Source organism: Absiella sp. AM29-15 (assembly GCF_003434225.1).
Taxonomy (GTDB): Bacteria; Bacillota_I; Bacilli_A; order Erysipelotrichales; family Erysipelotrichaceae; genus Hoskinsella; species Hoskinsella hominis.
The window spans coordinates 46994-66429 of record NZ_QVFL01000022.1; the positions used below are offsets into that span (position 1 = coordinate 46994).

Annotated in this window: 21 protein-coding genes and 1 tRNA gene; 15 read left to right on the top strand and 7 right to left on the bottom strand. The window is 35.5% G+C overall.

All coding sequences use genetic code 11. The features are described 5' to 3' along the window. Positions 1-237 precede the first annotated feature (237 nt). From DW761_RS18635 to DW761_RS18685, 12 genes are all read left to right on the top strand, one after another. Positions 238-612 (top strand): hypothetical protein, encoded by a 375-nt coding sequence (locus DW761_RS18635; protein ID WP_117454435.1) that lies wholly within the window; start codon positions 238-240, stop codon positions 610-612. 275 nt (positions 613-887) lie between these two features. After that, positions 888-1046 carry a hypothetical protein gene (locus tag DW761_RS21085; protein WP_158552327.1) on the top strand — a complete coding sequence of 53 codons (159 nt, stop codon included), beginning with the start codon at positions 888-890 and terminating at the stop codon, positions 1044-1046. Positions 1047-1212: 166 nt separating this feature from the next. Continuing rightward, positions 1213-1983 (top strand): histidinol-phosphatase HisJ family protein, encoded by a 771-nt coding sequence (locus DW761_RS18640; RefSeq protein WP_117454434.1) that lies wholly within the window; start codon positions 1213-1215, stop codon positions 1981-1983. Next, positions 1983-2531, top strand: a complete 549-nt coding sequence (locus DW761_RS18645) for a histidine phosphatase family protein (protein WP_117454433.1) — start codon at positions 1983-1985, stop codon at positions 2529-2531. Before DW761_RS18640 ends, DW761_RS18645 begins: the two co-directional genes overlap by 1 nt. A gap of 256 nt (positions 2532-2787) precedes the next feature. Beyond that, on the top strand, positions 2788-3480 hold the full coding sequence (locus DW761_RS18650) for an iron-sulfur cluster assembly scaffold protein (RefSeq protein WP_117454432.1): 693 nt from the start codon (positions 2788-2790) through the stop codon (positions 3478-3480). 11 nt (positions 3481-3491) lie between these two features. Continuing rightward, the gene (locus tag DW761_RS18655; protein WP_117454431.1) at positions 3492-4493 is read left to right on the top strand and encodes a GGGtGRT protein; all 1002 of its coding nucleotides are present in this window, start codon (positions 3492-3494) and stop codon (positions 4491-4493) included. 198 nt (positions 4494-4691) lie between these two features. After that, positions 4692-4910, top strand: coding sequence for a hypothetical protein (locus DW761_RS18660; RefSeq protein ID WP_117454430.1), 219 nt, complete (start codon positions 4692-4694; stop codon positions 4908-4910). Next, on the top strand, positions 4891-5202 hold the full coding sequence (locus DW761_RS18665) for a YbjQ family protein (RefSeq protein ID WP_117454429.1): 312 nt from the start codon (positions 4891-4893) through the stop codon (positions 5200-5202). The genes DW761_RS18660 and DW761_RS18665 overlap by 20 nt, the downstream gene beginning before the upstream one ends. 102 nt (positions 5203-5304) lie before the next feature. Beyond that, positions 5305-6276: a rod shape-determining protein gene (locus DW761_RS18670; RefSeq protein ID WP_117454428.1), complete on the top strand. Its 972-nt coding sequence runs from the start codon at positions 5305-5307 to the stop codon at positions 6274-6276. A gap of 238 nt (positions 6277-6514) precedes the next feature. Further along, positions 6515-7819 (top strand): AmmeMemoRadiSam system protein A, encoded by a 1305-nt coding sequence (amrA, locus tag DW761_RS18675; RefSeq protein ID WP_117454427.1) that lies wholly within the window; start codon positions 6515-6517, stop codon positions 7817-7819. After that, the gene (amrS, locus tag DW761_RS18680; protein WP_117454426.1) at positions 7809-8624 is read left to right on the top strand and encodes an AmmeMemoRadiSam system radical SAM enzyme; all 816 of its coding nucleotides are present in this window, start codon (positions 7809-7811) and stop codon (positions 8622-8624) included. The genes amrA and amrS overlap by 11 nt, the downstream gene beginning before the upstream one ends. Before the next feature lie 120 nt (positions 8625-8744). Further along, positions 8745-10985, top strand: coding sequence for an EAL domain-containing protein (locus DW761_RS18685; RefSeq protein WP_117454425.1), 2241 nt, complete (start codon positions 8745-8747; stop codon positions 10983-10985). Positions 10986-11042: 57 nt separating this feature from the next. Here DW761_RS18685 and DW761_RS18690 read toward each other — a convergent pair. From DW761_RS18690 to thrC, 6 genes are all read right to left on the bottom strand, one after another. Further along, positions 11043-11116 (bottom strand) — tRNA-Thr (locus tag DW761_RS18690). A 66-nt stretch (positions 11117-11182) separates the two neighbouring features. Further along, complete coding sequence (locus tag DW761_RS18695) at positions 11183-11755, bottom strand: Maf family protein (protein WP_117454483.1); 573 nt, start codon at positions 11753-11755, stop codon at positions 11183-11185. Further along, positions 11724-12476 carry a TIGR01906 family membrane protein gene (locus DW761_RS18700; protein WP_117454424.1) on the bottom strand — a complete coding sequence of 251 codons (753 nt, stop codon included), beginning with the start codon at positions 12474-12476 and terminating at the stop codon, positions 11724-11726. The genes DW761_RS18695 and DW761_RS18700 overlap by 32 nt, the downstream gene beginning before the upstream one ends. An 82-nt stretch (positions 12477-12558) precedes the next feature. Next, the gene (locus DW761_RS18705) at positions 12559-12993 is read right to left on the bottom strand and encodes an ACT domain-containing protein (protein ID WP_117454423.1); all 435 of its coding nucleotides are present in this window, start codon (positions 12991-12993) and stop codon (positions 12559-12561) included. Further along, positions 12993-13874 carry a homoserine kinase gene (thrB, locus tag DW761_RS18710; protein ID WP_117454422.1) on the bottom strand — a complete coding sequence of 294 codons (882 nt, stop codon included), beginning with the start codon at positions 13872-13874 and terminating at the stop codon, positions 12993-12995. Before thrB ends, DW761_RS18705 begins: the two co-directional genes overlap by 1 nt. Next, positions 13867-15360 (bottom strand): threonine synthase, encoded by a 1494-nt coding sequence (gene thrC / locus DW761_RS18715; RefSeq protein WP_117454421.1) that lies wholly within the window; start codon positions 15358-15360, stop codon positions 13867-13869. Before thrC ends, thrB begins: the two co-directional genes overlap by 8 nt. Before the next feature lie 120 nt (positions 15361-15480). Between thrC and DW761_RS18720 the strand changes: the two genes are divergently transcribed. Genes DW761_RS18720 through DW761_RS18730 form a run of 3 tightly spaced genes read left to right on the top strand, consistent with a single transcriptional unit; the run spans position 15481 to position 19002 of the window. After that, complete coding sequence (locus DW761_RS18720) at positions 15481-16656, top strand: homoserine dehydrogenase (RefSeq protein WP_117454420.1); 1176 nt, start codon at positions 15481-15483, stop codon at positions 16654-16656. After that, a complete protein-coding gene (locus DW761_RS18725; RefSeq protein WP_117454419.1) occupies positions 16653-17966 on the top strand; it encodes an aspartate kinase in 1314 nt (437 codons plus the stop codon). The genes DW761_RS18720 and DW761_RS18725 overlap by 4 nt, the downstream gene beginning before the upstream one ends. Positions 17967-17991: 25 nt before the next feature. Next, positions 17992-19002: an aspartate-semialdehyde dehydrogenase gene (locus tag DW761_RS18730; RefSeq protein ID WP_117454418.1), complete on the top strand. Its 1011-nt coding sequence runs from the start codon at positions 17992-17994 to the stop codon at positions 19000-19002. Between the two features lie 43 nt (positions 19003-19045). On the opposite strand, the gene DW761_RS18735 is transcribed toward DW761_RS18730, so the two are convergent. Further along, the gene (locus tag DW761_RS18735) at positions 19046-19429 is read right to left on the bottom strand and encodes a hypothetical protein (protein ID WP_117454417.1); all 384 of its coding nucleotides are present in this window, start codon (positions 19427-19429) and stop codon (positions 19046-19048) included. Positions 19430-19436 lie beyond the last annotated feature (7 nt).

The following is a 19436-nucleotide window of genomic DNA, read 5'->3' on the forward strand; positions in this document are numbered from 1 at the left end:
AGACTGGTTATCTTTAGAAAATATCTGAATAATCAGCCTTTTCTTTGGGGAATATATGTATAAAATGATATTTTTTCATCCTTTTTAAGAGATTTTGTCAAAATCCTTTAAAAACGTCAATACTTTATGTATAATAAACATATAGAAGGTAAATTCTATTTTTGGATGATGATGAATCACCATATTTTTTTAAATGCATATCGTAACATAAAGCATAAGATAATGGAGGAAATTTGAATGAAAATCAAAAATGATGATGCTTTGTCTTTTTTACGCAGTTTTGGATTTCGCTGTTATGAACGTACAGATACAGGATTTATTCGTTATAATAAAACCATAGGAAACATGATTGTTACCATTGCGAATGGCCAATTTGAAAATAAAATTCGTGTTTCTTTACTACAGGATAAAGATGGTGTTATCCGTACAAGTTATAAAGATATTATGGAATATACAGATATGATCGGTTCTATGATTGATGCTGGTTTGATTAGTGAAGGAATTGCAATTCCTTTAGAAAAAGAAGAATTAACAGAAAATGATGATATTGATCTGATGGAAAATCCTTTGATTGGTATGCCAAAAAAGCCTAGCGGTTTCATGGGCTTGTAAAGAAGTACAGGAAAATAAACCTGTGCTTTTTATTTTATGATATTACATTGTGAAATAAATGTTATAAAAATGTAAGGATAATGTTATTTACATTGAAGTTATCAAAGAGTAAAATGATAATATCAAAAATCAGATCCAGGGGTTGGATGCTGATATAGGAGGTGAATGATTGCGGATATAAACCAATTGGAAAATTGTCTGATAAAAAAGGGAATGTAGTCACTAGGTAAGTTTGTGAGCACTTGTTTTCAATATATTGGAATGAGGCGAATAATATGGATTTATGGATTACAGTAGCACTTTTGATTGTTATCATCATTATATTATTACTTATCTACCGGTTTTTTAGATTTAATAAAAAACACCATGATTCTATGGATGATACAGATGGAATGTTTTTGTTAAATAAGGGAAAACATGAAGATAAGATGTAGAATCGCATAAAGCTATAGATTTTTTTCTATAGCTTTTTTTTGTATGTAGAAAAGAAAACATTTAAATATGCTTGGTGAAATATGAACGATATTTTAATTTATATCAAATTGAACATAAACTGTTAATATAATGGTATAATAAATGCAAAAAAGGGAGGATAAGCAAATGATTGATGGACATATGCATTTAGAAAATGGACCTTTAACGGTAGATTATGTTATGGAATTTGTGAATGCGGGAGTAAAGGCAGGAATGGATACCATCCAAATCCTTGATCATACGCATCGGTTTATAGAATTTGCGCCTATGTATGACGCATTAAAAGAAGCTTCAAATGAACAGAAAGAATGGTTTGAAAAGAAAAAGCTGGAGCCATTAAGCACATATCACGAACTAATCAGTCAAGTAAAAGCAATGAATCTGCCAATTGAAGTACGCTTTGGTTTGGAAGTATGTTATGCACCTAAGGATAAAGCACTGATTAAAGAAGTATTATCGAAGTATCCTTATGATTTTGTGATAGGAAGTATCCATTCCATTGATGCATTACTATATGATATGAATAGTTTTTCACGCGAAATATTATGGGATAAATATGATACTAATACAATATATCAGCGTTATTATGAGATTATGGAAGATATGATCTGTAGTGATTTATTTACTCAGATTGGTCATCCAGATCAATTGAAATTATTTCATTATGAACCAACGTATGATTTAATACCAACGTATCAACGTCTGGCAAAGCTTGCGAAAGAACATGATGTATATATGGAAAATAATACAGGTATTCATTATCGTTATGGTCATGAAGATATGGGCACAAACCCAGTTTTCCTGGATATTTTAAAAAGCAATGGGGTAAAAATTATGACTGCCAGCGATGCACATAAGCCAGAAGATGTTGGCAAACTGATCAAGGAGATTTCATAATGAGTATTTATTATGTAAGACATGGACAGACAGATTGGAATAAGCTTGGTTATTTACAAGGACAAAGTGATATCGCATTAAATGAAGAAGGCATCAAACAGGCGAAACAGGTACGTGATGCGATGAAACAAGTGCATATCGATAAGATTATATGTTCCCCATTACAGCGTACAAGACATACAGCAAGTATTATAAATGAAAATTATGGATTGGAAATACATGAAGATAAACGTATTATAGAACGTTATTTTGGAGAAGTTGAAGGTGCCAAACGAAAAGATATTGTGTTTGAAGATTTCTGGAAATGGGAAAAGCCGGTACAGTATGGTATGGAAAGTATTGATGAGGTTTTTCACAGAGTTTATGACTTTCTCGATGATATTATGGAGGAAGCAATGCATCAAAATATATTAGTGGTAGCACATGGTGGTGTGAGCATTCCATTTCAATGTTATTTTGATGAAGAAAACCGAAAGAAAGACTTGATTTCCCTGATTCTGAAAAATTGTGAGGTCGCTCAAAGGGAAAGTAAGGTAAAAGTAAAGTAGGAAAGGGATGAAAATCCCTTTTCATTTGGGCTTTTTGTAGGAATAAAAGACACCTTTAGCATTGACAGGAACTAGGAAAAGATTTAAAATTAAGAAGTGGGAAAACTCTTATTTTACAATACTTGTGAAAAAGTTCCCAAACTGATATTTCTATTTATAGAGGGTAGAGATATACGCATGACCAAGGCTACAACTTTTTCTTAGAAAGTAGCATACATTGGTAAAATCATGGATGACACGAGAAAGGAGAAATGACATGATTTATTCAAAAGAAGTTGAAAACATGTGCACAGTAAAATGTGGCGCTAGTCACGGATGTGCTCCTATTCCTGAAGAAGGAAAATGGGTTTACTCAAGAGAAATCAAAGACATCTCTGGTTTGACACACGGTATCGGATGGTGTGCTCCACAGCAGGGTGCCTGCAAACTGACATTAAACGTTAAAGAAGGTATTATCGAGGAAGCATTAATCGAAACATTAGGTTGTTCAGGTATGACTCACTCAGCTGCAATGGCTAGTGAAGCTATCGTTGGTAAGACTTTATTAGAAGCTGTAAACACAGACTTGGTTTGTGATGCTATCAACACTGCAATGCGTGAATTGTTCTTACAGATCGTTTATGGTCGTACACAGTCTGCATTCTCTGAAAACGGTTTACCTGTAGGTGCTGGTCTTGAAGACTTAGGTAAAGGTACTCGTTCTCAGGTTGGTACAGTTTATTCAACAAAATTAAAAGGTCCTCGTTACCTTGAACTTGCTGAAGGTTATATCACTCAGATGGGATTAGATGAAAACAACGAAATCATTGGTTACGAATATGTAAACATGGGTGTTTTCATGGATGCTGTTAAGAAAGGTACTAACCCTGAAGAAGCATTAAACAACGCTAAGAAAACTTACGGTCGTTATGCAGATGCTGTTAAATATATCGACCCAAGACACGAATAGGAGGAAAAATCATGGCATTATTTGAAGGATACGAAAGACGTATTGATAAAATCAATGAAGTATTAAATTCATATGGTATTTCTTCCATCGAAGAAGCAAAAAAACTATGTGATGAAAAAGGTGTTGATGTTTACAACATCGTAAAAGGCATTCAGCCAATCTGTTTTGAAAACGCATGCTGGGCATATATTGCTGGTGCAGCTATCGCAATCAAAAAAGGTGAAAAAACTGCATATGAAGTAGCTAAATCTTTAGGTGAAGGTTTACAGGCATTCTGTATTCCTGGATCTGTTGCTGATGATCGTAAAGTTGGTTTAGGTCATGGTAATTTAGCTGCTATGTTACTTGACAATGATACAAAATGTTTCGCATTCTTAGCAGGACACGAATCTTTCGCTGCTGCTGAAGGTGCAATCGGTATCGCTCGTAACGCTAACAAAGCTCGTAAAGAACCATTACGTGTAATCTTAAACGGTTTAGGTAAAGATGCTGCGAAAATTATTTCTCGTATCAACGGATTTACTTATGTAGAAACTCAGTTTGATTATTTCACAGGTGAATTAAAAGAAGTTTCAAGAACTGCTTATTCTCAGGGAGAAAGAGCAGCAGTTAACTGCTATGGTGCAGATGACGTACGTGAAGGTGTTGCAATCATGCATCACGAAGGTGTAGACGTTTCTATTACTGGTAACTCTACTAACCCAACTCGTTTCCAGCACCCAGTTGCAGGTACATACAAGAAAGAATGTATCGAACAAGGTAAGAAATACTTCTCAGTAGCTTCTGGTGGTGGTACTGGACGTACATTACACCCAGATAACATGGCTGCTGGTCCTGCTTCTTATGGTATGACTGATACTATGGGACGTATGCACTCAGATGCTCAGTTCGCTGGTTCTTCATCAGTTCCTGCTCACGTAGAAATGATGGGTCTAATCGGTATGGGTAACAACCCTATGGTTGGTGCTTCTGTTGCAGTTGCTGTAGCTATCGCTGAAGCAATGAACAAATAATTATATTTATAATTATAAAGATAGATGATTCCTTTGGGAGTCATCTTTTTTTTGCATTTTTGATAGAATATGCTACCATAGTAACAGGTGATAAACAAACAGGGATGAAAGTAACTATCTTTTTCAAATAATGCTTGTGTTCCTCTAATAACTCATGTCATAATAAAAGCATAAAGATATAGACGAGGAGAAACGATTATGAATAAGAAAATGATAGCACCAATTGTGATAGGGGTGATTGTATCGGGGTACTTTTTGATGTGGATCGCCATGGTGTTTTGTATTGAAGTCAACTTATTTGTAGCGTCTATCATTGGGTTGCCTTTGATTGCGTTATTGTTTCTTTGGGTATATATCGTGAGAGAACGTATTGACGAGATAAGGAGTGGAGAAGAAGATGATCTTAGTAAATACTGATTACATTACAGGAAAAGAGTTGGAAATGTTAGGTTTGGTGAAAGGAAGTACCATTCAAACAAAGAATATCGGAAAAGATATTTCACAGGGGTTTAAGACTTTAGTGGGTGGAGAATTAAAAGCTTATAATGAAATGATGAATGAGGCAAGAGCACTTGCGACGAAACGTATGGTAGAAGAGGCAGAAGCGATGGGTGCGGATGCTGTTGTGAATATCCGTTATGCTTCCAGTGCTATTATGGGTGGTGCCGCAGAAGTCATTGCATATGGTACAGCTGTGAAGTTTATATAAGGATGAATATGCCAAAAAAGTAAATAGTAATAGTTTTATCCCTTTTTCTGTGGTATATTTATATTGGCAAATTTTAGGAAACAGCAGAAAGAAGGATGAGTAATGGCAAGAAAAATCGGAATCGACTTAGGTACGACGAACCTGTTGATCTGTGTAGATAACAAAGGTGTTGTTGTGAATGAACCATCAATTATTACAGTAGATGCGCAATCAAAGAAATGTATTGCCGCAGGACTTGATGCGAAAGATATGCTAGGACGTACACCAAAAAACATGATTTGTTTACGTCCATTGAAGGACGGGGTTGTTGCAGATTTTGAAGCAACAGATATGATGTTGAATTATTTCCTTAAGAAATGTGATTTAAAAGGAATGTTTCAAAAGAACGTGATATTAATTTGTCATCCAACCAAAATTACATCTGTGGAAAAGAACGCAATTCGTGATTGTGCATATCGAGCAGGCGCAAAAAAAGTGTTCATGGAAGAAGAACCAAAGGTTGCGGCATTAGGAGCCGGACTTGATATTGGCAAAGCCAGTGGACATATGGTCTTAGATATTGGTGGTGGTACCAGTGATATCGCAGTATTGTCTTTAGGTGATATTGTATGTTCTACATCAATTAAAACAGCTGGAAATCATTTAACACATGATATTATTGAAAATGTTCGTGTACAGAAGAAAATGTATATTGGTGAACAGACAGCAGAAGAAATCAAAAAACAGATTGCGACAGCTATTCCTGGTGATAATGTGGAAACAATTAGTATCAGTGGACGTGATGTGGAAACAGGATTACCACATGCAATTGAAATCAACTCTAATGAGGTTGAATCTTATATTCACCAGAGTTTAAGAGAAATCGTACATGCGACAAAAACGATTTTGGAAGTAACACCTCCAGAACTTGCTTCTGATATTGTACAGCATGGTTTGGTATTGACTGGAGGAGGCGCTTTATTAAAGAACCTGGATCAGTTGATGCGTGATGAATTAAAAATTCCAGTGTATGTAGCTGAAAATGCACTGAGTTGTGTAGTTGATGGCTGCCAGATTATGTTAGAGAATTTATAAGGTACGATTTGTACCTTTTTTTAATAGATTCTTAAAGTTTTTTTTAATATTTTCGCAAAAAAAACAATTATTTTTCACTTTTATGACATATGGGAAAAAATATGTTATCCTTTGCAATGAAACAGGCAAGTGCTTCATATCTACTTTCTTAAAATTTCTCCTTAACTTATGACATAAAACTTCAACTTGTCTGTTTCACTTGTGTGAAAGTGTTATAATGAGCGTAGAGGTGATCACAATGCTACTAGCTGCATATATGGTTCCCCATCCACCAATTCTTTTAAATGAAATAGGAAAAGGCGAGGAACAAAAGATTAATAAAACAAAACAAGCATATGAACAAATCGCAAAAGAAATCGCAAAACTGCGACCAGATACTATATTGATATTTTCTCCACATGCGCCAAGTTACCGTAATTATATCGCGATATCATCTGGTGATGAAGCAAAAGGAGATTTCTCACAGTTTCATGCATCACAAGTAAGTTTTCATGAAAGATATGATAAAAAATTGATTGAGAAAATAGAAAAAGAGGCACAAATAGCAAAGATACCAGCGGGAACATTGGGTGATGATGCACAGCTGCTGGATCATGGTACGATGGTACCTCTGTATTTCATTGAAAAAGAATATCATGATTTTGAAATCGTACGAATTGGAGTCAGCGATTTGGATATCGATATACAAGTCACTTTTGGGAAATGCATCGCAAAAGCGATAAAAGAAATGAATCAAAAAATCGTTGTAATCGCAAGTGGGGATTTATCTCATCGATTAAAAGCAGATGGTCCTTATGGATATTGTGAAGAAGGTCCAGTGTTTGATAAAGAAATCGTTCGAATTATGAAAGAAAATGATTTTGATGCATTACAGACAATCAATCAATCCGTATTAAAAGAATGTGCACAATGTGGGCTTCCTTCTTTTCTGATGCTAACGGGTATTTTATCTCAATATGCTTATCGTACAAGGTTTTTATCATATGAGGGAACCTTTGGTGTGGGATATGGTATTTGCGCAATCGATATAGAAAAAGACCCCTTTGTGGCGCTTGCGAAAATGTCTTTAGAACACTATGTTCGTTATCATACGGTATTATCATCTGCTTTTATTCCAGAAAAGATGAATATGCCGAAGGCAGTATTTGTATCTCTACATATAAATAATCGTCTTAGAGGCTGTATTGGAACTTTGGCACCAATGAAAAAGAATGTTGGAGAAGAGATTATCGCAAATGCAATCTCTGCAGGAACAAGAGATCCGCGTTTTCATGCGGTCAGAAAAGAAGAACTGCATTTGATAGAATATAGTGTGGACATACTTGGTGATCCTGAACCAGCAAGTTGTGATGATGATTTAGATGTGAAACGATATGGTGTGATTGTGGATGATGGATTACGTCGAGGAGTATTGTTGCCTGATTTAGAAGGTGTAGATACATTTGATCAGCAATTACGCATTGCTTTGTCAAAAGCAGGTATCGATGAAGCTGATGATTTCAGGATTCAAAGATTTGAGGTGATTCGCCATCATGAAATGTGATTTGTGTTTTCATCAATGTGAATTAACAGAAGGAAAAACAGGATTTTGTAAAGCCAGAGGTATGAGAGATGGGAAAATTGTATCTTTAAATTATGGTTGTATGACATCACTTGCATTAGATCCTATTGAGAAGAAGCCACTTGCACAATTTCATTCAGGCTCTAGTATTTTATCCATTGGTAGTTTTGGTTGTAACTTTCATTGTGATTTTTGTCAAAATGCAATCATTTCACAAGAAAATCATGTAGAATATGAAAAACTGACACCAGAAGAAGTCGTAAATCTAGCTTTGCGTTTAGCAGATGAACAAGGAAATATTGGGATTGCCTATACATATAATGAACCACTTATTGGCTATGAATTTATCTATGACTGTGCAAAACTTGCACATGCGCATGGTCTTAAAAATGTATTGGTAACAAATGGTGCGATTACATCAAAATATCTAATGGATTTATTGCCATACATTGATGCGATGAATATTGATCTAAAAGCATTTACTTCTGGATTCTATGAGAAAATAGGTGGAAATCTTGAACTGGTCAAAGAAAATATCATACTTTGTAGTGCGTATACACATGTAGAACTAACAACGCTGATCATTCCCGGAAGAAATGATGGAGAAGAAGAAATGCAACAAATGACAAAATGGATTGCGTCAATCAGTAAAGATATACCATTACATATCAGTCGATATTTTCCACGATATCATTGTCATATTCCACCTACTGATGTTGATCAAATAGAACATTTATGTCATATTGCGAGAATGAATTTAAATTACGTGTATAAAGGAAATTGTTGAGGATATGGAATATTTTCACTTTTTCCTTTTTCTATGTGTTTTATTCATAGAAAAGGATATTTTTTTTCTACATTTCAGATAAATTAAATGGTATAATAGGGAGGTACATGGAGGAAGAAAATGAAACGGGTAGACAATCAAATCAGACATTCCATTCTTGTGGTGGCAACGATTACGTTTGTACTTATTTCTTTATGTTTAAGTGGTTTGTGGTTTATCAATGACCAGCAAAATGCAAAAACAAATGAATTTTTAGCTCAGATGACCACACAATATAAAGCTTCTATCCTTCGTCAAATACATGGAGATATAGAAACTTTAGATGGGATGGCCACAATTTTAGGGGAAGAAGAAGCTGTGGAAACAGAACATCTGTATCGAATTCTTGAAGAAATAAATAATGCGAATCGTTTTATGCGTATGGGGTTTATTAGAACCGATGGTATGACCACAATGGTGGATATTAGCGGACAGAGAATAGAAAATGTTGATTTAAGTCAAATGGATTATGTAAAAAAGGCATTACATGGTGAAGAAGTCATCACAGATACAATTAAAGATTCTTTTGGTGATGGATATATTAATATTTATGCAGTGCCAATTTATCATAAAGGTAAAATTATTGGGGCATTATGTGCAGTAAATGATTCAGAAATATATCGCAGTATTGTTGATCTGCCTTCATTAGGTAATGGTTTTGCGGGAATTGTGAAAAGTGATGGCGCACTTGTTATACGAAGTAAAGAAGACCCCAATCAGACTTATGATAATATATATCAATTAAGTTTTGATCGTCAGGATGAATTAGAAGAAGCAAAACAGGCGTTGAAAAATAAAGAAGATGGATCTTTCATGTATCATCAGCAAGGCAATACATATCTGGCGCATTTTACTTCTTTGGGAATTAATGACTGGTTAATTGTAAGTATGGTACCTAACTCTGTACTGACCTCTAATTTACGTATGGTTTCCAAATTATCTATCATGGCGATTATCGCAATTATTATTCTATTAAGCGCCTTATTAAAATATATCAATAAAATCATTTTAGGTAGTCGAAAAATATTAGAAAATATCGCATATTTTGATGAACTTACCAATTCTTATACCAAGAGTAAATTTTTACTGGAGGCAAATGCGTTATTAGAGAAAAGTCGATATTATAGTATCGTTGAGCTTGATATTTTAAACTTTAAGATGATTAACGAATTATTTGGATATCAGGCTGGAGATGCTTTTTTGAAATATTTCGCAAAATGTTTGAAAGAGGAAATCCAGACAGATGAATTATATTATCGTCATCATGCGGATTGTTTTGGTCTGATGCTGCATGAACAAGATAAACAAACACTGATAAAACGCATGGAAAAACTAAAAGCGAAGATATGCAGTTATGAACTACATCCGCAACAGCATTATTATATCCAATGCTCCTGTGGAATAAAGATTTTTGATGAACGTGAACAAAATCAGGCGATTGATCTTGTGATCAATCGGGCTATGATGGCATTAAAAGAATGTAAAAAGCATAGCAATAGTGATATCTATATTTATGATGATAAATTATATAATGCTTCCCAACATCAAAGTTTAATAGAATCAAGAATGGAAACAGCACTACAGAATCATGAATTTGAAGTATATCTTCAACCCAAACATGATATTGTGACTGAAAAGATTGTTGGCGCAGAAGCGCTTGTCCGTTGGAATATGGATGGTAAAATCATTATGCCGGATGAATTCATTCCTTTATTTGAAGAAAATGGATTTATCACAAAACTGGATATGTATGTATTAGATCATGCATTCTCATACATGGAAGAATGGCAGTCTAAAGGATATTGTATAAAACAGATAAATGTAAATCAGTCAAGAATGTTGATGTATCGCAGTAATTATATGGAAGATATAAAGAAAATCATAAAACGACATCATGTTGATACTTCCGCAATCGTGCTGGAGGTAACTGAAAGTGTTGCGTTGGAAGATATGGAGATCTTAAAGGAAACAATTCAAAGTGTTCATCAATTAGGCTTTGAAGTGTCGATGGATGATTTTGGAAGTGGCTATTCATCTTTGAATGTTTTACAGGCACTGCCATTTGATGAACTGAAATTAGATCGTTTCTTCGTTAAGGATATGGGTGTAGATCATGAGAAACAAAAAAAGATTATTCAATACATTATAGAATTGAATAAATCATTAAATGTCCGTACAGTTGCGGAAGGCGTAGAAACAAAAGCACAATTAGAGTTTTTAAGGGGCATTGGTTGTGATATCGCTCAGGGATATTATTTCTCTAAACCATTGCCAAAAAATGAATTTGATAAGCTATTAGAAAAAGAACAAGGAAATGAATAGTTTCCTTGTTTTTCTATATAAAAAAAGCCTTCCACTTGGAAGACTTTCATTTTCAGATGGTGCCGACACGCAGAATTGAACTGCGCGCTGAGCATTACCATTGCTCTGTATTACCACTATACTATGTCGGCAGCTTTCTTTGGAAAGCTATTATATTATAATATATTTCTATATTTTTTCAACAGCTTTCGCAAAGTTTATTGATTTTTTAAGAGCTTTTTCAATTCACGGTAGACTTTCGCAATTGGAAGACCCATCACATTATAATAATCACCATGAATTTCCTTCACAAACAATTTACCTTTTCCCTGGATGCCATAAGCACCAGCCTTGTCATAAGGCTCATCACTATCCAGATATTGTTGTAAATCATCCTCCTCAATATTATAGAATGTAACTTCTGTGATATCATGAAATACAATGTGGACATCCTTACCAAGAATTGCTACACCACTAATTACACGATGTGTGCTACCAGACAGCTGTTTTAACATTCGACTTGCATCCTCGCGATTTTTTGGTTTGCCAAGTGGTTCACCATCTAAAATGACCATCGTATCACAGCCTAACACCAATTGATCAGGAAACGCATCCCATACCGTTTTGGCTTTCTGATATGCTATTTTTTCAATTGCTTTTTCTACTGGTATATCTTTATCAAATACTTCATCACAATCACATGAGATAGAACGAAAAGCAAAACCACAGTCCTGCATAAGTTCTTTTCTTCGAGGGGACTTACTTGCCAGTATCAGATTGTGGTAATTCATCATTCCCCATCAACTCCTTATGTACTTTATGTAGCTGATGTCTTAAATAAACATAGCTAACAGCGAATAAACCTGCAAATCCTGCCGCAAACCAGGTAATAATCTTAAATACCAGTTTAAAGAAGAAATCACTAGGGAACAAGTTGATCATCAAATCCGTTGATGGATCCAGCAGCCAGAGATCGTTTCTAAATGCTAAACGATGAAAAGCAGTCCAAAAAGCATCAAAATCAGCATAAGCCCAGAATCCTACCAGAGCAAAAAAGACAAAGAATAAAATCGCCGTTTTCATATAAGCGATACTTAAATGTGTATAAATACCACCACGATATTGGAATATTAAATATACCAAAGATACAAGTAAGGCGACGATACATCCCTTACGTAAGATCAATGCAAAATGATAAAGATTTCTTACATCAACCATATGACTAGCTTCTTTTTCATTAAAGGCTTCTGTTTTGGTGCCTTTTAATGAAATTTCCACTTGAATATCGTCCCGTTCATTTTTAAGATAATCTAACAAAGTATAAGTGGCTTTGTTTAAATCTTTTTCTGTCATCCCAAGGGACTGGGCTGTATTTAAATCTTTATATTCTTTCGCATAGAAGCCTTTATCAAAGCAGTTATAGTCAATACTGGTGATGAGCATAATCAAAACTGCACTGATGGCAATTGCATATGCTGCGATTGCATTAAGTTTTTCAAATATTTGTTTCATACAATTACTCCTTTTCTGAAAGGCATTGTATATCGTATCATAAATTTACGAAAAAAGAAATGTTGCATGTAAAGTTATACATTTATTCTACCGCAATCAAATGTAAATTACTCACACCACGGCAAGTGTTTAACTGTTCAAGCAGCTGGTCTATGGATACCATCATCTCACATAAGTCAAAGGAAATTACCACACTGGCCCAGTCATGAATAGGGATATTCTGGTTAATGGTTAAAATATTCGCATTTACTTTAGACATGGTATTTAGTACTTCACTTAAGATTCCTTTATCATGATGCAACATCAATGAGATGACTGCTTTTCTAGCACTCATGCCCTGTGCAGGAAGGAATACGTAATCTTTGTATTTATAATAAGTACCTCGTGAAATACCCACTTTTTTTACAGCTTCACTCACTTGTTTAACTTCACCATTCTGTAAGAGTGTTCTTGCTTCTATTACTTTATCCAGAACATCTGGAAGGATGGTGCTATCTACAATATAATATTTTTCCATTACATCACCTCATCACTGCTGCCATCATAGGTGGCATGTAATTTACGATAATCCCATGAAGGATAACGCTGTTTTAGCTGTGCTATCAAATCATCAGCGACTTCTTCCTGCTGTGTTAAAGCCATCATTGTTGAACCACTGCCAGATATAAACATCGTCAGGGCACCACAATCCTTTGATAATGTTTTTACTTCATCATATGCAGGTATCAGTTTTTTACGATATGGCTCTTGCATCTGATCGTTACAAGCCTTTGAAATAATGAGTCCGTTACCAATTTCTATTGCTTTGGCAAGGGCTGCGGTACGCCCCATTTGATAAACAGCCTGGGCATAGCTCATTTGATTTGGCAACACTTCACGGGCTTTTTTTGTGCTGACTTCAAAATCGGGAATCATTGTTACAAAAATTAAATCCTTTTTTACACCATAACGAATCATATTTGGTTTTCCCTGATCCATAAAAGAAACAGTCAATCCACCAAAAATAGCAGGAGCAACATTATCTGGGTGTCCTTCCATCTGGGTAGCTAAATCAAATATTTCATATTTATTCATTTTATGGTGAAACAGGGCGTTGGCACCTGTTAATCCTGCGACGATACACGTAGCACTGCTTCCCATACCACGGGCATAAGGAATATTGGTTTCCACATGCATACGTAAACCACTGACTTTCTCGTTTAAATATTCTAATCCCTTTAAAAAGGCCTGATAAATCAGATTGTCTTCGTTACAATATGCAGCTTCACAGCCTGTGATTTCTAAGCCTTCTTCAATTACTTCAAAACTTACTGTACAGTATTCATCCAGTGCGATTCCAAGGCAGTCATATCCTGGCCCTAAATTGGCAGAGGTAGCTGGTACCTGTACCTTAATCATGGAACATTTCCTCCACAGTTTTTTGAACGAAGGCTTCCATATCATCTTTATCAACCAATGCATTGTGACGGATTTCCATTGTGGAAAGTTCTTTTAAAGGCGCAGGAATCTGTGCACCGGTTTTTTCTTCCAGCTGCTTCATACATGCAAATTCATCTTCATCACCTTTGCCAAAGATAGCTTCATATACGGCTGGCGCAAATTTGTAAGGAGATGCTGTAGATAATAATACACATTTATGTTCACTGTCTTCTTTTTCATAATCTTTCATTACTTTATAGGCTACTGCTGTATGTGGATCCATTACATATCCATGCTGTTCATACATTTCTTTGATTGCTTGTGCACAAGCTTCATCATCACAATAACCGCCAGTAAAATCAGCTTTTACACTTTCAAATATTTCTTCCTTGACCTGATAACTTCCTTTTGTTTCTAAGTCTTTCATCAAAGACGCAATATAAGCAGCATCTTTACCACTCTTATAATATAATAAACGCTCCAGATTTGAACTAATCAGGATATCCATACTAGGGGAGATGGTCTTATAGAATGGACGATTACGATCATATACACCATCTTTTAAGAAATCAAATAAGACGTTGTTGGCGTTGCTTGCAACAATGAATTTATGAACAGGCAGCCCCATACATTTCGCATAATAACCAGCTAGTACATTGCCATAGTTTCCTGTAGGAACACAATAGTTGATTTCCTCACCGAATTTGATCTTATTGTTTTTTACCATTTCCTTATATGCAAAGATATAATATACGATCTGTGGAATCAAACGGCCGATATTGATGGAATTGGCACTGGACAATGTTACATGTTGTTTTGCTAATTCATCAGATAGTGCCTGATTGTTGAAAATCTTTTTCACATTGGATTGTGCATCATCAAAGTTTCCTTTAATAGCACATACGCAGGTGTTATTTCCTGTTGTAGTGACCATTTGAAGCTTTTGGATATTGGATACCCCAGCATCTGGATAGAATACAGTAATACCAGTACGTGGCACATCTTTAAATCCTTCCAGTGCCGCTTTTCCTGTATCCCCACTTGTTGCAGTCAAAATCATGACATTTTCATCTGTGTGGGTTTCTAAAGATACGCGCATCAACTGAGGCAGCATACGCAATCCTACATCTTTAAATGCACATGTTGGACCATGGAATAATTCAAGAATTGCTTCATCGTCTACCATGTGTAATGGGGTAATGTCTTCATTGCGGAATTTTCCTGCATAGGCATCGTTTACACAACGTTTCACTTCTTCATCGCTGAAATCAGGAAGCAGCATATGTAATATCGTTTCTGCCATCTGCATGTAATCCATCTGCATCATATCCTCTAAAGGAAGGCGCAGGTTGTCTAAGCCATCATATACATATAGGCCTCCATCGTCTGCAATTCCTTTCAAAATTGCTTGTTTTGGTGTAAATGCTTTGCTTGAGTTTCTCGTGCTTGTATATATTTCTTTCATTTTTTTCATTCTCCTTTTTTTCTATCTTGCAATTCTTTGTATACTATGATACAATGTTCGCAATCTAAAAACAAGTGTTTTTGTTGAAAAGACACATTTTTTATGAAAAGGAGGAAAAACATGAATATTGCGATACTTGGATATGGAACGATTGGAAGTGGTGTACACCAGATCGTTGAAGAAGGAGCTACACTTTTGACCAAGAGCTTACATGTAACACGTATATTGATTCGTAAGGGGAAAGAAAAAACGCTTCCTTATATGTGTGATGATATAGACGACATTGTAAATGATCCTGCAGTGGATTTAGTCGTTGAAACAATGGGAGGCATTGAGCCAGCCCACACGTATATATTAAAAGCATTAGAACATGGCAAACATGTTGTGACTGCCAACAAAGCAGTTGTGGCAGCTTACTTAAAAGATTTTAATGAGTGTGCCAAAGAAAACAATGTAAAATTTTATTATGAAGCTAGTACTGGTGGCGGGATTCCTTGTATCGCCGGACTGGAAAAAGCACTTCGTATTGATGAAGTGGATGAAATACATGGGATTTTCAATGGAACCAGCAATTTTATCTTAGATCACATGCAGCGTTATGGCACAAGCTTTGAAGAAGTATTAAAAGAAGCACAACGTTTAGGTTATGCAGAAGCTGATCCTAGCGCTGATATCGATGGATATGATGTATGTAACAAACTGAGAATTTCTGCAAGTATTGCATATGACTATCATGTACCTGATAACTTCCCGGTCTTTGGTATCCGTAACATTACCAAAGAAGATGTTATGTATTTCAAAAGCATGAATCGTTCTGTTCGTTTTATTGCGAAAACCAAACGTGACGGCGATCGTTATAGCTGTGTAGTAGAACCTATTCTTTTCAAAGAAAGTGATCTGGAAGCAAATACACAGGATAACTACAATTTGATCAGTATGCATGGAAAAACCATTGGGGATTTAAAATTCTATGGACAGGGTGCAGGAAAACTTGCGACAGCCAATGCGGTTGTTCAGGATATTTTAGATATTCTGGAAGGCAAAGAACACATGGAGCGTAAATATGAAAACAAGATGAAATACGATACAACGATTTGTCGTCGTGATTATGTCTTGCGTGCAGATAAAGCATGTCGTGTGTACTTCAAAGGCATTAAGTATGAAACAAGTACCTTTGATAAGTATATGCTGATCAAGGATATCGAAGTTATGAAAATGCATGAATTAATGAAAAAAGTATTAGAAGTAGATCCTACAGCCTTTATGGCAAGTATCTACGAAAGGGAGGACTTATGATTAAAATAACAAAATTTGGCGGCTCTAGTGTCGCAAATGCACAACAATTCACAAAAGTTAAAAACATTATAGAAGCAGACCCTGCCAGAAAGTTTGTTGTAGTTTCCGCAAGCGGTCGTGAACATAAGGACGACAATAAAGTTACAGATTTATTATATTTGATTGAAGCACATTTGAAATACAGTGTTGATTATTTATCTTTGTTTCAATTGATTGAAGAACGTTTTCTAACCATTAAGAAGGATTTAAACCTGCAATATCCAATTGAAAAAGATCTGGAAGAATTAAAAGGACAGTTAAGCAAGTCCATGTCTACTGATTATTTAGTATCACGTGGAGAATATTTAACTGCGAAGCTGATGGCAGAATATTTAGGATTTCCATTTGTGGACGCAAAGGATATTATCACATTCCATTATGATGGAAAAATTGATTTTGATGCGACAAAATATCGCTTAGATGGCTTTATGAAAAACCATGATCGTTTCGTTATGCCAGGCTTCTATGGAGCACTTCCTGATGGTATGATCAAGACGATGTCACGTGGTGGCAGTGATATTACTGGTTCTATTTTGGCACGTATCTTAAATGCGGATATGTATGAAAACTGGACAGATGTTTCTGGTATTTTAATGGCTGACCCAAGAATCGTACATCATCCAAAACGTATTGATAAAATCACATACAGTGAATTAAGAGAATTGTCTTATATGGGCGCAAGTGTACTTCATGAAGAAGCAATCTTTCCTGTAAAAGAAAAGAATATTCCTATTAATATCTTAAATACCAACCATCCAGAAGAAGGTGGAACCATCATCGTAGAAGAAGATGATGGGGAAAGTGGTGAAATGATTACCGGTATCGCTGGTAAGAAAAACTTTACCGTTGTGGCAATTTACAAGAACCATATGTCAGATGAAGTTGGTATTATCCGCCGTGCGCTTGAAGTATTTGAAAACTATCGTGTGAATATCGAACATATTCCAAGTGGTATTGATTCTTTCAGTATCGTTGTTAGTGGTGATGAAGTAAATGATGTAATTTATGATATCGTATCGGATATCAAACGTGCATGTAATCCAGACAGTATCAAGGTAATCGATCATATCGCATTAATTGCGACAGTTGGTCGTAAGATGATGTATAAACCAGGTATGAGTGGAAAAATCTTCTCAGTACTTGGAGAAAATGATATTAATATTCGTATGATTGCACAGGGTAGTGATGAAATCAACATTGTTGTCGGTGTAGAAGATAAAGACTTTGAAAAGACAATTGATGCGATTTATCACAGCTTTGTGAAAGACTAATACTATAAACAGGGAGGAAACGAAAATGAAGACATATAACGTAGCAATCTTAGGGGCAACAGGAGCCGTTGGTCAGGAAATGATTAAAATCCTGATGGAGCGTAATTTTCCTATCAAAGAACTGCATCTGCTTGCAAGCGCAAGAAGTGCTGGTAAAAAAATGTGGGTCAATGAAAAAGAATATACAGTAGAAGAAACAACAGAAAACAGCTTTGATGGTATCGATATTGTATTAGGTGCCGCAGAAAATGATATTGCGAAGAAATACCTGCCCATCGCTGTGGAAAAAGGCGCAGTAGTTGTGGATAATAGTAGTGCATATCGTTTAGATGACAATGTACCTTTGGTTATTCCTGAAGTAAATCCTAATGATGTGAAAAAACATAAAGGTATTATCGCAAATCCTAACTGTGCTACAATTATTGCACTTGTAGCTTTACAGCCATTACATGCATATGCACATGCGAAACGTATGGTCGTATCTACGTATCAGGCAGTCAGTGGTGCTGGTGTTGGCGGTATCCGTGAGCTGCAGCAACAGGTAGAAGCAATTCATGATAATAAACCAGTAGAAGTGAAAAACTTCCAGTATCAGATTGCATATAACCTGATTCCTCAAATTGGTGGATTTAATGAAGAAGGATATTCCAGTGAAGAAATGAAAATGCAGTTTGAAGGCAGAAAAATTCAGAGTAATCCTGAATTAAGTGTCAACTGTACATGTGTACGTGTTCCAGTATTCCGCTCACATTCAGAATCTATCATGGTAGAATTTGAAAAACCGATTGATGTAGAAAAAGCAAAAGTATTATTAAAAGACGCAGCTGGTGTAAAACTGGTAGATGATCCTGTGAATAAAGTATATCCAATGCCATTAGATACTACAGATCAAGATTTGGTATATGTTGGACGTATCCGTAAGGATATGAGTGGTCATGAAAATGCATTGAGTTTCTGGTGCTGTGGTGATCAGGTTCGTAAAGGTGCTGCGACAAACGCTGTACAGATTGCGGAATTAGTGATTCAGAATATGTAGAAAAAAACTCATTCTTTCTATAATGGAGAGAATGAGCTTTTTATTAGTCTTTTGTTTCTGCAGGTTCTTCTGTTTTATCCTTTGCGTCAATAGAGAAATAATCATCTTCTGTATCTGTTTCATTTTCAGATTCTTTTTCTTCTACTTCTTCTACCATGCAGTCCGCAAGGGTGTGCGTCATAAATGAGAATTTGCTTAAAATCATTCCAATGCCATAGAAGATAAAGGAATAAGCAAGATAAGAACCGCAATTTGATAAATAGATACTGATTGTTGTTTCCAGTGTGATCGTGCCAGAGTTTTCTGCACTTGCGGAAATATAATCATGAGTCAGCTTCGCAAATAATAATGTCGCTAATAGAAATAATACCGCTAATACATAAAATAGTATACTAGCCTTTGAGATTTTCTTCGTTTTATTCTTCATAAGTCCA